The 13,979-nt window shown below is 31.1% G+C and carries 14 protein-coding genes; 12 read left to right on the top strand and 2 right to left on the bottom strand.

The features are described 5' to 3' along the window. The first annotated feature begins 16 nt into the window (after nucleotides 1-16). The 12 genes from ACTTAX_RS02800 (at nucleotide 17) to ACTTAX_RS02745 (ending at nucleotide 11,983) form a co-directional block, all read left to right on the top strand. Nucleotides 17-991, top strand: coding sequence for a Bug family tripartite tricarboxylate transporter substrate binding protein (locus tag ACTTAX_RS02800; protein WP_440692684.1), 975 nt, complete (start codon nucleotides 17-19; stop codon nucleotides 989-991). A gap of 23 nt (nucleotides 992-1,014) precedes the next feature. Continuing rightward, nucleotides 1,015-1,521: a tripartite tricarboxylate transporter TctB family protein gene (locus tag ACTTAX_RS02795; protein ID WP_440692682.1), complete on the top strand. Its 507-nt coding sequence runs from the start codon at nucleotides 1,015-1,017 to the stop codon at nucleotides 1,519-1,521. Then, entirely contained in the window at nucleotides 1,522-2,994 is a 1,473-nt protein-coding gene (locus ACTTAX_RS02790) for a tripartite tricarboxylate transporter permease (protein WP_440692681.1), read from the top strand. 2 nt (nucleotides 2,995-2,996) lie between these two features. After that, entirely contained in the window at nucleotides 2,997-3,746 is a 750-nt protein-coding gene (locus tag ACTTAX_RS02785) for an SDR family NAD(P)-dependent oxidoreductase (protein ID WP_262589454.1), read from the top strand. A gap of 5 nt (nucleotides 3,747-3,751) precedes the next feature. Then, nucleotides 3,752-4,654, top strand: a complete 903-nt coding sequence (locus ACTTAX_RS02780) for an ROK family protein (protein ID WP_440692679.1) — start codon at nucleotides 3,752-3,754, stop codon at nucleotides 4,652-4,654. 162 nt (nucleotides 4,655-4,816) lie between these two features. Next, a complete protein-coding gene (locus tag ACTTAX_RS02775; protein WP_440614558.1) occupies nucleotides 4,817-5,722 on the top strand; it encodes a sugar ABC transporter substrate-binding protein in 906 nt (301 codons plus the stop codon). Between the two features lie 72 nt (nucleotides 5,723-5,794). Beyond that, a complete protein-coding gene (locus ACTTAX_RS02770) occupies nucleotides 5,795-7,390 on the top strand; it encodes an ABC transporter permease (RefSeq protein WP_440692678.1) in 1,596 nt (531 codons plus the stop codon). Beyond that, nucleotides 7,390-8,169, top strand: a complete 780-nt coding sequence (locus ACTTAX_RS02765) for an ATP-binding cassette domain-containing protein (protein WP_440618597.1) — start codon at nucleotides 7,390-7,392, stop codon at nucleotides 8,167-8,169. The genes ACTTAX_RS02770 and ACTTAX_RS02765 overlap by 1 nt, the downstream gene beginning before the upstream one ends. A 44-nt stretch (nucleotides 8,170-8,213) precedes the next feature. Continuing rightward, nucleotides 8,214-9,062, top strand: a complete 849-nt coding sequence (locus ACTTAX_RS02760; RefSeq protein WP_440692676.1) for a phytanoyl-CoA dioxygenase family protein — start codon at nucleotides 8,214-8,216, stop codon at nucleotides 9,060-9,062. Nucleotides 9,063-9,190: 128 nt separating this feature from the next. Further along, a complete protein-coding gene (locus tag ACTTAX_RS02755; RefSeq protein ID WP_440692674.1) occupies nucleotides 9,191-9,952 on the top strand; it encodes an SDR family NAD(P)-dependent oxidoreductase in 762 nt (253 codons plus the stop codon). 8 nt (nucleotides 9,953-9,960) lie between these two features. Further along, nucleotides 9,961-10,944, top strand: coding sequence for an aldose epimerase family protein (locus ACTTAX_RS02750; protein WP_440692672.1), 984 nt, complete (start codon nucleotides 9,961-9,963; stop codon nucleotides 10,942-10,944). A 1-nt stretch (nucleotide 10,945) separates the two neighbouring features. Beyond that, nucleotides 10,946-11,983: a Gfo/Idh/MocA family protein gene (locus ACTTAX_RS02745; protein ID WP_440692670.1), complete on the top strand. Its 1,038-nt coding sequence runs from the start codon at nucleotides 10,946-10,948 to the stop codon at nucleotides 11,981-11,983. On the opposite strand, the gene ACTTAX_RS02740 is transcribed toward ACTTAX_RS02745, so the two are convergent. Together ACTTAX_RS02740 and ACTTAX_RS02735 are read right to left on the bottom strand one after the other, a co-directional pair. After that, nucleotides 11,980-13,044 (bottom strand): tartrate dehydrogenase, encoded by a 1,065-nt coding sequence (locus tag ACTTAX_RS02740; RefSeq protein ID WP_440692668.1) that lies wholly within the window; start codon nucleotides 13,042-13,044, stop codon nucleotides 11,980-11,982. The genes ACTTAX_RS02745 and ACTTAX_RS02740 overlap by 4 nt on opposite strands. Nucleotides 13,045-13,059: 15 nt before the next feature. Next, nucleotides 13,060-13,977, bottom strand: a complete 918-nt coding sequence (locus ACTTAX_RS02735; protein WP_440692666.1) for an alpha-E domain-containing protein — start codon at nucleotides 13,975-13,977, stop codon at nucleotides 13,060-13,062. Nucleotides 13,978-13,979 lie beyond the last annotated feature (2 nt).

Here is a 13,979-nt window from a genome sequence, read left to right as displayed (position 1 = left end):
ACTAAAGAGGGAAATAATGAAAAAAAGCTTTAAACTATTTTTAGCAGCTGCTTTTTTAGTAACTGAATTTTTTATTGTAGCTCTTCCATTAATGATCACATCTGCAAAAGCTGATGGACATCCAATACAAGCAATTACTCACGCTGGTTTTGGTGGTGGAACTGACGTTACTACTAGAATGATGTTATTAAGAGCGAGAAGAGTTCTTAAACAAGATATGCAGTTAGTTAACAAAAAAGGTGGTGGTGGAGCAGCATCTATGGATTACATGATGTCTTTACCTGCAGATGGTAACCACACTTTAACTTGGACTACTGGTCACGCAGTATCGATGGCTTTAGGAAAAACTAAAGTAAAATTAAGCGATATGCAGCCTTTAGCAAGAGGTACAGATGATCCTCAATTATTTGTTGTTAACTGTAACAATGAAATTAAAGATGCTAAAAAATTCATTAGCGCGCAAAAATCAAAATCACTAAAATATGGAACAACACACACTGGTGGTATTGATGATGTTAGTGCAATTGCATTTACTAAAAAAGGTGGATTAACAGATCCAACTATTGTTGCTTACAAAGGTGTAGCGCCAATTAAAACTAACCTTATCAAAGGTGATATCGATGTAGGTGTTTTAAACTTAGGTGAAGCATTAACTGAAATCAACGAAGGTAAACTTTGTGTATCAGTTGTTTTAGCAAATAATAGAATGGCTAAAATTGGTGACTCTCCAACAGCTAAAGAATTAGGAATTCCTGTTTCTTTATCTACTGTTAGAGGTTTCGTAACTAAAAAAGGTGCTCCAGCAGAAAGAGTTAAACAATTAGAAGCTGGAATGATGAAAGCTATGAGCCACAACTATTACAAAAATTTCTTAACTGAAATTGGTCTTGATGACACTAGTGTAGTTGGTGCTGACGAGTGGGGTAAGCAAATGGAAGAAATGCTTGCTGAAATGACTGCTCAGCTAAAAGCTTTAGGTTACATTAACTAATCTAATTAAAAGTACATTTGAATATGAAAAATGTACAAAAACAAAAAAGGGCAAACAAAAGTTTGCCCTTTTTTTTTAGAGATGAGTTTAAAGTCTCTTTTGTAATTATTTTTATTTCTGTAGCATTATTAATCACTACTTTTACCTTTGATATTGTTCCTCCTATATTGAATAGAGGAATTCAACCTGCAACATTTCCAAAAGCACTTTTGGTTTTAATAATAGTTATGACTTTATTAATCTATTATTTAGCAACTAAAAATCCTTGGAAGGTTCAAAAAAAATTACCAAAGTCATTCTTTTTAACACTTTCAAGTTTTCTGATTTTTTTAATCATCTCAAAAACTTTAGATTTCTTTTTAGCAATTTCAGTTTTATCTATTTTTGTTTCTTATTGTTGGGGAGAGAAAAGAATATTTTATTTATTACTTGTTGGAATAATTTTTCCTGTGATTGTCTTTATTTTTTTTGAAACAATTTTAGGTTTAAGATTTCCACCTGGAATTATAACTAACATTTATTATAGCTAGATGAATAATTTATTATTAATGATGGCTCCTCTATTTAGTTCAAAGCTATTGTTAGTTTTATTTTTTGGAACATTGTTTGGATTAATCTTAGGAGTGTTACCTGGTTTAGGTCCAACAACTGGTGGTGCATTAATTTTACCTTTTACAATGACACTTGATCCATTGTCAGCAATTGTATTGTTAACTTCTATTTATTGTGCAGGTACTTACGGTGGTGCGATAACAGCAGTTCTAATTAATACTCCTGGAACACCAGCTGCTGCAGCAACTTGTTTAGATGGTTATCCTTTAGCACAGAAAGGAGAAGCTGGAAGAGCTTTAGGAATGGCTACCGTTTCAAGTACAGTTGGTGGTATTTTTAGTGTTGTAATACTTGTCTTTTTTGCACCTATATTAGCTCAGCTTGCATATGAATTTGGTCAGCCAGAATATTTTGCATTAGCGATCTTTGGTTTAACGATGCTTGCATCAATTGGAGAAGGTAGTCCTATTAAAAATTTGATTGCAGGTGCATTTGGAATTTTGATTTCAACAGTTGGTAAAGATTTTATGACATCAATTGATCGTTTTACATTTGGAATTAATGAATTAACTGAAGGGATTGGTTTTATCCCAGTTGTTGTTGGTTTGTTTGCAATGAGTGAAATGTTAACTCAATCAACTTTAATTAATCAGGTATTTAATAGAATAGCTTTAAAAGCAATTAAACTTCCAAGTAAAGATGATTACAAAAAAACTTGGAAAACAATTTTAAGATCTAGTGGTATTGGTTCATTTATTGGAGTGTTGCCTGCAGAGGGTGGAACAGTTGCTTCTTTAATTGGATATTCAGAAGCAAAAAGATTTTCAAAAAAACCAGAAGAATTTGGTAAAGGATCTATTGAAGGTATTGCTGGTGCTGAAGCTGCAAATAATGCAGCAACAGGTGGAGCAATGGTTCCAACACTTGCACTTGGAATTCCTGGTAGTGCAACAACAGCCGTTATCTTAACTGGATTAATTATACATGGGGTTAGACCTGGACCTGATTTATTTAGAGAACAACCTGATTTTTTATATGGAATTTTTGGCGCAATGCTTATTGCTAATGTTTTATTCTTTATATTTGGTTTTTTTGGTGCAAAAATTTTTGCAAGAATAACGTTGGTGCCTAATAAAATATTATGGCCAATGATTTTTGCAGTTTCAGTTTGTGGAACTTATTCATTAAATCAATCTATAATTGATGTTTGGATAATGTTATTTTTTGGTGTGCTTGGTTTTTTTATGAGAAGATATGGTTTCTCTGTTGTCCCTGTTATCATTGGATTGATTTTAGGTGAGCTAGTTGAAGGTACCTTAAGACAATCTCTAGTTATATTTGATGGAAATTGGTTAATGTTTTTTGCAAGACCAATAGCTTTAACATTCTTTATTTTATCTTTAATTGCTTTAGCTTTTCCTTTAATAAGGGCAAAAAAAATTAAAAAATAAAGATGATTAAATTTGATTTAAATAACAGAGTAGCAATTGTAACAGGTGGAGCTCAAGGTTTTGGATTAGCTATTACTGAAAGATTTATCGAGTCGGGTGCCAAAGTAGTAATTTGGGATATCGACGAGGGAGAAGCTAAAAAAGCATTAGAAAAAGTAAATTCTGAAAATTTAACTTATCAAATAGTTGATGTGAGCAACTATGAAACAATTAATTCAAAATTATCTGAAGTTGAAAAATCACATGGTAAGATTGATATCTTTATTAATAATGCCGGTGTAGCAGGGATGAATACTACTGTTGCAGAATATCCAATAGAAGAGTGGAACAAAGTTATTAATCTTAACTTAAATGCAGTCTTTTATTGTTGCAAAGCGGTTGTTCCATTTATGGCTAAGAATGATTATGGAAGAATTGTTAATATTGCCTCTATTGCAGGTAAAGAAGGAAATCCAAATGCAAGTGCTTACAGCACTTCTAAAGCAGGAGTTATAGGATTAACTAAATCTTTAGGTAAAGAACTTGCACAAAAAAATATTGCAGTAAATTGTGTTACTCCAGCTGCCGCAAAAACTAGAATTTTTGATCAAATGACTGAGGAGCATATAAATTATATGCTTTCAAAAATACCAAGAAATAAATTTGCTAAAGTAGAGGAATTGGCTTCCTTAGTTGCTTGGTTATCTAGTGAAGAAAATTCATTTTCAACAGCTGCAGTGTTCGATCTAAGCGGTGGTAGAGCAACTTACTAATAATTATGCAAGTAGGTATAGACGTTGGTGCAACAAAGATCGAGAGTGTTGTACTTGAAGAAGATGGACAAGAAAAACACAGATCTAGAATAGCATGTCCAAAAAACTATACTCAAATTATTACTGCAATAAGAGATATTCACAAAAAATTAGAACAAGAGTTTAAACAAGAACTTCCAATCGGTGTTTGTCATCCTGGAGTTCACTCTCCTCAAACAGGATTAGTTAAAAACGTTCCCAACATCAGCTGGTTAGAAAAAAAACCTTTTCAAAATGATTTGCGTAAGGCACTAGGTAAAGAAGTGTTTTGTGAAAATGATGCAAATTGTTTTGCCTTGTCGGAGTCCATAGATGGAGCAGGGAAACATTATAAAATTGTTTATGGAATTATTTTAGGATCTGGAGTTGGAGGAGGTTTAGTAATTGATAAAAAAATAGTAAGTGGCCCAAATGGTGTTGCAGGAGAGTGGGGTCATAATCAAATTCCTTATTTTGCTGCAAAAAAGGAAAATTTCGATTCAAGCAATCCAAGAGAAGCAGAAATTGAGAGTTTTTTATCTGGATTAAGTTTAGCTAAAAGATTTAAAAAACTTTATGGAAAAAATTTAAAAACAAATGAAATTTTTGAATTAAATAGACAACATGATTTAGATGCTGAAAAATTTATAGACGATTTTAAAGTCAATTTAGCAATGTCACTTTCAAGCATAATAAATATTTTAGATCCTGATGCTTTCATATTTGGGGGAGGAGTTTCAAACGAAATTGATTTCTTACATGAAATAGATTCACTGGTGCGAAAATTTGTAATTGGCAGAGAATACGAAGGTGTTTTTTTAAAACCAAGATACGGTGATGCTAGTGGCGTTCGTGGTGCTGCAAGATTAGGAAGAAGCGCGACATATTAGTTTTTAAATTTAATTTTTTAAAAATTTAGAAAAATAGCGAAAAAAAATTAAAAAAAATAATTCAACTTATAATTGTATTTAGATTTTTTGGTATAATCCCTTTTCAAATTAGTTATATTTCTTTTTTTAAATTAATTTAAAAACAATAAAAAGGGAGAAATAATGAAAAAACTTATACTTTCGATTGCAGCTCTTGCATTATTTGCAACTTCTGCGTTCGCTGAAAGATATGTCATGATTACTCATGGTGAAGGAAAAGATCCTTTTTGGCCTGTAGTTCAAAAAGGTGGTGAAGATGCAGCTAGAGCAATCGGTGCTGACTTCGAATATATCTACAACCCTTCTGCTGATATGGCTGATATGGCAAGCTCAATTCAAGCTGCTGCAGCTACTCAACCAGATGGAATGGTGATTTCTTTACCAGACCCAGATGCATTAGGCCCAGCTATTAAAGCTGCTGTAGCTGCTGGTGTTCCAGTAATTACAATGAACTCTGGTTTAGAGTCTTCTGCTAGCCTAGGTGCTTTAATGCACGTTGGTCAGCCTGAATTACTTGCTGGTCAAAAAGCTGGTGAAAGAGCAAAAGCTGAAGGTGCTTCTAAAGCACTTTGTATGATTCAAGAAGCATACAACACAGCTCTTGTAGACAGATGTGAAGGTTACGGTTCAGCTGTTCCTATGCAAATGACTGATACTACATCTGACCCTGCAACTATTCAAACTAGAGCAACTGCTGCTTTACAAGCTAACAGCGATATCGATGCGATCCTTTCAGTAGGACCACACGTGTGTGAAGCTGTTGATAAAGCTTTAGCTGATCTAGGTATGACAGTACACCACTCTTGCTTCGACTTAAGTCCTGCAGTTATGGATTTAATTGGATCTGGAAGAGTTGCTTTCACTATCGATCAACAACAAAGATTACAAGGTTATATGCCAGTTATCGTATTACACTTGTACAACAACAGTGCTGGACTTTTACCAGGAGCTAACATCCCATCAGGACCTGGCTTCGTTGACAAGTCTAACGCTTCTTCAGTTGCTGCTTTAGCAGGTATTGATAGATAGTCTGTAATAATTTAAAGGGTCGATTATTCAATCGGCCCTTTTTTTTTAACAAAATTAATAAGTCTTTTATAAATGAATACATCAACAACAAAAAAGCCGAGACAAGAGTCAGACCGACAAGGTGAAAAAAAATGGTACTCTGCATTTATGTCTCGTCCAGAGGTTGGACCTTTTGGAGTTATGGTTTTACTTTTTTGTATGTTGGGATACTTCTCTATTCCAGAGGGACAATTTTCTCTTAACCCTTTTTCTGGTGAAGGATTTAACGCTTTAGGAATTAGAAATAATTTTAGAGTAATTGCACAATTAGGGATCGTTGCACTTGCTGCTGGAATGTTAATCATTGCAGGTGAATTTGATCTTTCTGTTGGTTCAATGATCGGTTTTGCTGGTGGTTGTATGGCAATGATACTTAAATGGGGTTTTGCTGTTGTTATTCCTTACATATCTTTTGAAGGTGGTTTTCATTTTGAAGGATTTACATTATTTAAAATTCAAGATGTATCTCCATTATTAGCAATATTAATTACATTATGTATGACATTATCTTTTGGATGGATACAAGGATGGATAATTGTAAAAAGTGGAATATCTTCTTTCATCGTTACACTCGGAGGGCTTTTCTTTTTAAGAGGTTTAACCGAAGTATCATACAGAGCATTTAACAAAGCTCCTGATCAAACTGCTGGATCAACAACTGTTACAGATTTACCAGATATCAAAAACATTATAAACGTACCAGGTCATGGAGAAATGGAAAGAGACGCTGCTAAATCTTTACCAAATGACCAATTATTAGAAATTCTTAGTACTGTGCCAGCTAGCACGGTTGCAAAGTTAACTGAACGATTAACATATGTTAACGAAAAAGTTGCAGCCTACAAAACTGCCATGAATGCTGAAAAAATGATTGCAACTTTAGAAAAATCATTAGCTGGAGCAAAAAAATCTGGCAATGACTCAATGGTTGAAATTTTAACAAAGAAAATTGAAGCTGGAGTTAATGTTCCTGATGTTGCAGCAAAAGCTGTTACAGATATTGATATAGCAAAAGCTTATATCGACACCATAGTTACAGCAAGACCTGTAGCTAATTTCTTTGGTGGCGATATTATGGAGCCAGTATTTAATTGGCTATATTATACGGTAGACTGGAACGTAAATAACTTTGGAAATATTTTTGCCAAAGGAATGTATTCTGCATTAATGATCTGGGGACTGATTGCATTTATTTGTTATTTAATTTTAAGTAAAACTCAAGCAGGTAACTGGATTTATTCAACTGGTGGAAATCTTAATGCTGCAAAAGCTAATGGTGTGCCAACAAATAAAGTTAAGATTTCATTATTTATGTTCACAGCATTCTGCGCAACTATGTTTGCGGCTTGTCAAGTATTTGAAGTTAACACTGCTGATACAGCTAAAGGTAATTTAAAAGAATTAGAAGCAATTGCTGCAGCAGTTATTGGTGGTGTTGTATTAACTGGAGGTTTTGGAACTATAGGTGGAATAATTCTAGGTACAATTATTTTTGGAATTGCAAAAGAAGCTTTCTTTTATATTCCTGGAATTGATGGATCATTCTATAGAGTGTTCCTTGGAGCAGTGCTTGTTACTGCTGCCTTTACCAACGAGAATATAAGAAAACGAATTATGGGAAATATCTAATGGACAAAAAACCATTAATTGAAATAAAAAATTTAGTAAAAAAATTTGGAGCATTTACTGCTTTAAATGGCGTTTCATTAGATGTTTATCCAGGGGAAGTTCACGCATTGTTAGGTGATAATGGTGCTGGAAAATCAACTTTGATCAAAGTGTTATCTGGTGTTCATCCTATGACAAGTGGAGAAATAAAAGTAGATGGAGAAAATGTTAACTTTACTTCACCACGTCAAGCATCTGATGCAGGAATTGGTACAGTTTATCAAGATTTAGCACTAAACGCGCTAACATCAGTAACAAGAAATTTTTTTCTTGGACGTGAATTAATAAAAGGTCCTGCCGGATTTGGTTTAATGCAAATGGATGAGATGGATAGAATTACAATAGAGGAGATGTCTAAAATTGGAATTAACATTGCAAACCCTAATCAACCAGTTGGAACAATGTCAGGAGGACAAAGACAAACCTTGGCAATTGCAAGAGCAATTTACTTTGGTGCAAAGATATTAATATTAGATGAACCTACATCAGCATTAGGTCAAAAACAGCAAATGGAAGTTTTAAAGACAATTAAAAAAGTTCAAAATTTAGGAAACATCGCAATTATACTTATCACACACAATGAAATTCATGCGCGTCTTATAGCTGATCGATTTACTTTTTTAAGTTTAGGAGAAGTAATTGGTTCAGGATTGTCTTCAGAGCTAGGTAATGAAGATGTGAAAAGATTGATGGCAGGTGGTGCTAAAATTGGTGATCTAGCTAAAGAATTAGAGTTATAATTTTTTTTATTTTTTTTTAATTTTTTTTCACTTAAAATTTATTGATGCGTAAATTCTCAAGAAATACTTTTAATATTACTGATGCAATAAACGAATTAATGCATGAATCTGGAGTTATTGTTGTTGAAAAAGTATATAATTTAAACGATATCAAAGAAGCAAGAGAGATTGTTAATCATTTTGCTGAAACACAAGAGCAAAAAGAAACCCACTTTAATGCTGAAGCTGAAGCATCTGATAAAATTAAACTACAGCAAAGAATATGGAATTTATTTGGTAAAGGAGAGGTTTTTAGTAAATTAATAACAAATGACATTATTTTTAGCTTAATGTCTAAACTTTTAGGTTCAGAGTTTTTTTGTGGATCATACTGCGCAAGTAGATTGCTACCAGGATCCATAGGTCAAGAACTACATATCGATTATCCGTATTGGGATTTTTATAATAGTGAGACTTTTCCAATGGGTCTAAATAGTTCATTTGCACAAAACTGTCAGGCTACTATACCTTTAGATATCTGCTCAGAACAATCAGGAGCAACAGTTTTCATACCAGGATCACAAAAGAAATTACACTATCCAAATGAAAATGATGACTTTTCAAACAAACAACAAATGATTGCTAATCCTGGAGATTTAGTTTTTTTTAATGGTAACTGTTGGCATGGAGCATCACCAAATAAATCAGATCACCAAAGAGCAGCATTACTGATAGAGTTTCTTCCAAAGTATATAAAACCGGTAGAAGATTTGGTAACTTATTTATCGGAAGATTTTAAAAATAATTCAAATCCAAAAGTGCGACAGCTTTTAGGATTAAATTATGAATATCCAAAAATAATGGATGCAAGTAAAAAAATAAATAATATTGGTTTAGGTTATAAAGCTAAATAAAATATATATTTTTAATTTAAATACTCTATAACTAGTAAAAATAATAAAAACAGCATTAAGAAAATTAATTAAAAAAAAATATAAACAATGCTGATAGAGATTTTTGTAACTAGTGGAGGATTAAGAAAATGAAAGTAAAATATTACGATTTAGAAAATAAAAGAGTATTTATCACTGGCGGAGGATCAGGAATTGGAGCTTCAATTGTTGAACATTTTTGTGAACAAGGTTCAGAAGTTTACTTTATAGACATTAATGTATCAGAATCCGAAAAATTAATTGAAAGTATAAAAAATAAAAAATATTCAATTCCCACTTTTATTGAATGTGATTTGTTAAATATAAAACAACTTCAAAAAACAATTGCAGATATCATTGATCAAAAAGGTCCAATTGATATTTTAATTAATAACGCTGCTAATGATACAAGACACAAAATAGATGATGTTACAGAAGAATATTGGAATGAGAGAATGAATGTAAACCTAAGACATTATTTTTTCACAGTTCAATCAGTTAAAAAATCAATGATTGAAAACAAAGGTGGTGTAATTGTTAATATGGGATCCGCTTCTTGGATGGTCGGACAAGGTGGAATGGCTGCTTATACAGCTGCAAAATCTGGAGTAGTTGGTTTGACAAGATCCTTTGCTAGAGATTTAGGGGAATTTAACATTAGGGTTAACTCAGTAGTACCTGGGTGGGTCTTAACACAAAGACAAATTGATATGTGGTTAAACGAAGAGTCTGAAAAAGATTTGATGAAAAACCAATGTTTAAAAGAGAAATTAATGCCACATGAACTTGCTCAAACTGTATTGTTTTTTTCATCAGAACAGTCTTCTGGTTGCACAAATCAATCTTATATCGTTGATAAAGGTTGGCTATAAGAGACTTTGTGAAAGTACAAAGTTCAACGATAGAAAACAAATATTTAAGAGTTAAATCAATTAATATTGGTGCTTGCTTATACGAGGTTTATGACAAGCAAAAGAAAATAAATCTAATCTTAAATCTTGGTTCTACAAAAAATTATGGCAGTAAAAATTTTTATGTAGGAGCTACTTGTGGACGGTACGCAGGCAGAATATCAAATTCAAGATTTAAGATTAAAAATAAAATCTATAAACTCGATGGTAACGAAGGAAAAAATACACTACATGGAGGAAAAATAGGATTTGATAGATTAGAATGGAAAATAAAACATCATTCAAAAAATAAAATTATCTATCAATTGTTATCTAAAAATTTAGACCAAGGTTTTCCAGGAGATCTAAATTCAGAGTGTATTTTTGAAATCAAAAATAAAAGCTTGTTTATAAAATATCAATATAAATCAAGCGCATTAACTCATGTGAGTTTAACCAACCATAGTTATTGGAACTTGAATAAGAGTAAAAAAGAGACAATTTTCAATCATGATTTAAAAATTAACTCTGAAAAATATCTTGAAGTAACTAATAAATTAATCCCAACTGGTAAAATTAAAAAAGTTAAAAATACTATTAATAATTTTAATAAGTTTCAAAATATTGGAAAAAAAATAGACATTATTAAAAACAAAAAAATAAAGAGAGTATCTAATACAATCAATCAATTGGGATTTGATTTAACATATTGTATTAAAAAAAATTCTAAAAATTATTTAGCCTCTCTAAAAAATAAAAAAACTAATATTCAATTAGACTTTTATTCAAATCTTCCTGGTGTACAGCTCTACACCAGTCAAGGTTTGAGGTATAAAAATAAACTTGCTCCTTACCAGGGGGTTTGTTTAGAAACACAACACTACCCAGATGCACCAAACAATAAAAATTTTCCAAGTTCTTTAATAAAACCTAAAAAACTTTATAAGTACTTTACAAAAATAAATATTTCATAAAATGAATAAAAAAATAAACATATCCATTGTTGGAACTGGCTTAATGGGATTGCAACACATTAAGGCAATTTCAAAATCTAAAAAAGCAAACCTTCATTCAATAGTAGATATTAGCAACAATGCTAAAAATTTATCAAAAAAATATAAAATCCCATTATTTTCAAATGTAGATGAACTTTTAAACTCACAAAATTTGGATGCAGTAATTGTAGCTACTCCAAATCAACTTCATGAAAAACATACAGTCAGTTTTTTAAAGAAAAAAATTCCAGTATTATTAGAAAAACCTATTTCAGATAGCATTAATTCTGCTAAAAAAATTATTAGTAGCGCTAATAAAAATAAAACGCCGTTATTAATTGGGTATCATAGAAGACATAACTCTATTGTATCAAAGGTAAAAGAGTTAATCGATAAAGATAAATTAGGAAACATCGTTTCAGCAAATGTATTGTGTTGGTTATATAAACACAAAGCTTATTACAAAGAAAAATGGAGAATTAGTAAAGGTGGAGGGCCTTTAGGAATTAATTTAGTCCATGATATCGATATGATTTGCTACTTACTTGGATCTATTAAATACGTTCAAGCATTTACAACCAACAAAACTAGAAAATTTGCAGTTGAAGATACAGCAACAATTAGCTTAATTTTTAATTCAGGTGCACTTTGTACTTTAAATTTATCAGATACAATTGTTGCTCCATGGAGCTATGAGTTAACTGCAGGAGAAAACCCAGCTTATCCTATAACAAATCAATCTGCATACATGATTGGTGGTACCAAAGGATCATTACAATTTCCTAATTTAAAATATTGGTTCTATAAAAATGAGCGAAGTTGGTGGAATAAGATCTTTGTTAATGAAGATAAAAATAAAAAAGACGACAGTACTTTAGTAAACCAAATTGATCATTTTGCTGATGTTGTGTCTAAAAAAGTTAAGCCAAAAGTAAATGGCAATGATGGTTTAATCTCTCTTAAGATTTTTGCAGCAATAACCAAAAGTGCAAAAACTGGTAAGAAGGTTAAGATTTAAAGATTAGATAGTATTGAATTAGAACATTTTAAGGTATCAGCATCTCCACCTAAGTCTTTAGTTCTATTTTCCTTTTCGCTTAAAGATTTTTCAATAGCTTCAACAATTGAATTGGAAGCTTCTTTTTCTCCTAAATAATCTAACATCATTGCACCAGACCAAATTTGTCCTACAGGATTAGCAATACCTTTTCCTGCAATATCAGGTGCTGAACCATGAACTGGCTCAAATAAAGATGGAAATTTATTTTCAGGATTAATGTTTCCAGATGGAGCAATTCCAATAGTACCAGTGCAAGCAGGTCCTAAATCAGAAAGAATATCTCCAAATAAATTAGATGCAACAACAACATCAAACCATTCGGGATTTAGTACAAATCTAGCAACCAAAATATCAATATGATATTGATCTGTTTCAATTTCAGGATAATTTTCTTTCATTGCATTAAAACGTTCATCCCAAAACGGCATTGTAATTGAAATACCATTTGATTTTGTTGCATTCGTTAATTTTTTTCTTTTTCTTTGTTTTGCTAATTCAAAAGCAAATTTTTGAACTCTATCTATTCCATGGGCAGACATAATAGTTTCTTGAATAGCTATTTCTCTGTCAGTATTTTTAAACATTCTTCCACCAACTGAAGAGTATTCACCTTCAGTATTTTCTCTAACAATTAGCATATCGATATCACCTGGTTTTTTATTTGCTAACGGAGGATTAATTCCAGGAAACAATTTTACTGGTCTAAGATTGATATATTGATCAAATTCTCTTCTAAACTGAAGTAAGGATCCCCATAAAGATATATGATCTGGAACTTGATCTGGCATTCCAACTGCGCCAAAGAATATTGCATCATGTTTTCCTAATTTTTCCTTCCAATCATCTGGAAGCATTTTTCCATGTTTTTCATAATAATCACATGAAGCAAAATCATATTCTGTAAAATTTATTTTAAATTGATGTTTTTCAGCAGCGTCTTTTAATACTTTTAAGCCTTCAGGAACTACTTCTTTTCCTATTCCATCTCCTGCTATTGATGCAATGTTATATTCTTTCATGTTTTTATTTTTAATTTAAAGAAAATATTTTTTTTCAATGTTATAGCTTAGCTCACTGATTTCTTTTAATGTTTTTTCTAAAAATAAAAGCAAACTGTCTATATCATCATTCTTTATATTAAATTTTTCTACTGTTTTATTCAAATATTTAATTTTTTTAATCAAATCATTTTTTTTTGATATTCTATACAAAGCTCTTTCAATTTGATTTAAATTCCAGCTAATTGATCTTGGAAAAATATCTGCTTTAAGAAAAAAATTAATTATATCAGAAACTGTTATATCTTGTTTTGAATATTGCCTGTAGGCTTGGAAAGCAGAAATAGATTTTAGAATATTTATCCATTCCAATGTTAAATATTCATATCCTTTTTTATGTTGTTTAGATCTTAAAGATTGTGATTGAAGTATTCTTATCATCATATCAGTTCTTTCGATGAATCTTCCAAGACGTAAAAATTGATATTCAATGTTTCTTTGCATTTCCATATCAGTAGAGTACATGAAGCTTTGAGAACCTTGGATTACCTCATTGAGTATTTTGATATAATTTTTTTTGTTTTTTCTAGTTTTTATATTTTTATTAAATTTTAATATTAAATCATTTAATTTAATTATTGATTGTTCGGGAAGTATATCTCTTATCACCAAAGAATTTTGTTGAGATAAATTTAATGAATTAAAAATAGAGGATAGATTTGATTTATTTAAAATAAAATATTCTATTGTTTTTTTTTCAGAATATTTTTTATTCAATTTGAGATAGTCTTTGTTTAAATTTGTTACAGTTAATAAAGGTTTCCAAGAAAGTTCATCTTCCAATGATAAATCTAATTGTAATTCACTAGTAGTAATCAATAATCTTGATGTAAAATTTGATCTTTCAAGATATCTAGACATCCAATACAATAATTTTGCTCTTCTACTTAACATAA

It is taken from the genome of Candidatus Pelagibacter sp. HIMB1695, assembly GCF_052047655.1.
In the GTDB taxonomy this organism is placed as follows: Bacteria; Pseudomonadota; Alphaproteobacteria; order Pelagibacterales; family Pelagibacteraceae; genus Pelagibacter.
This window is presented reverse-complemented; position numbering and strand designations above follow the sequence as displayed.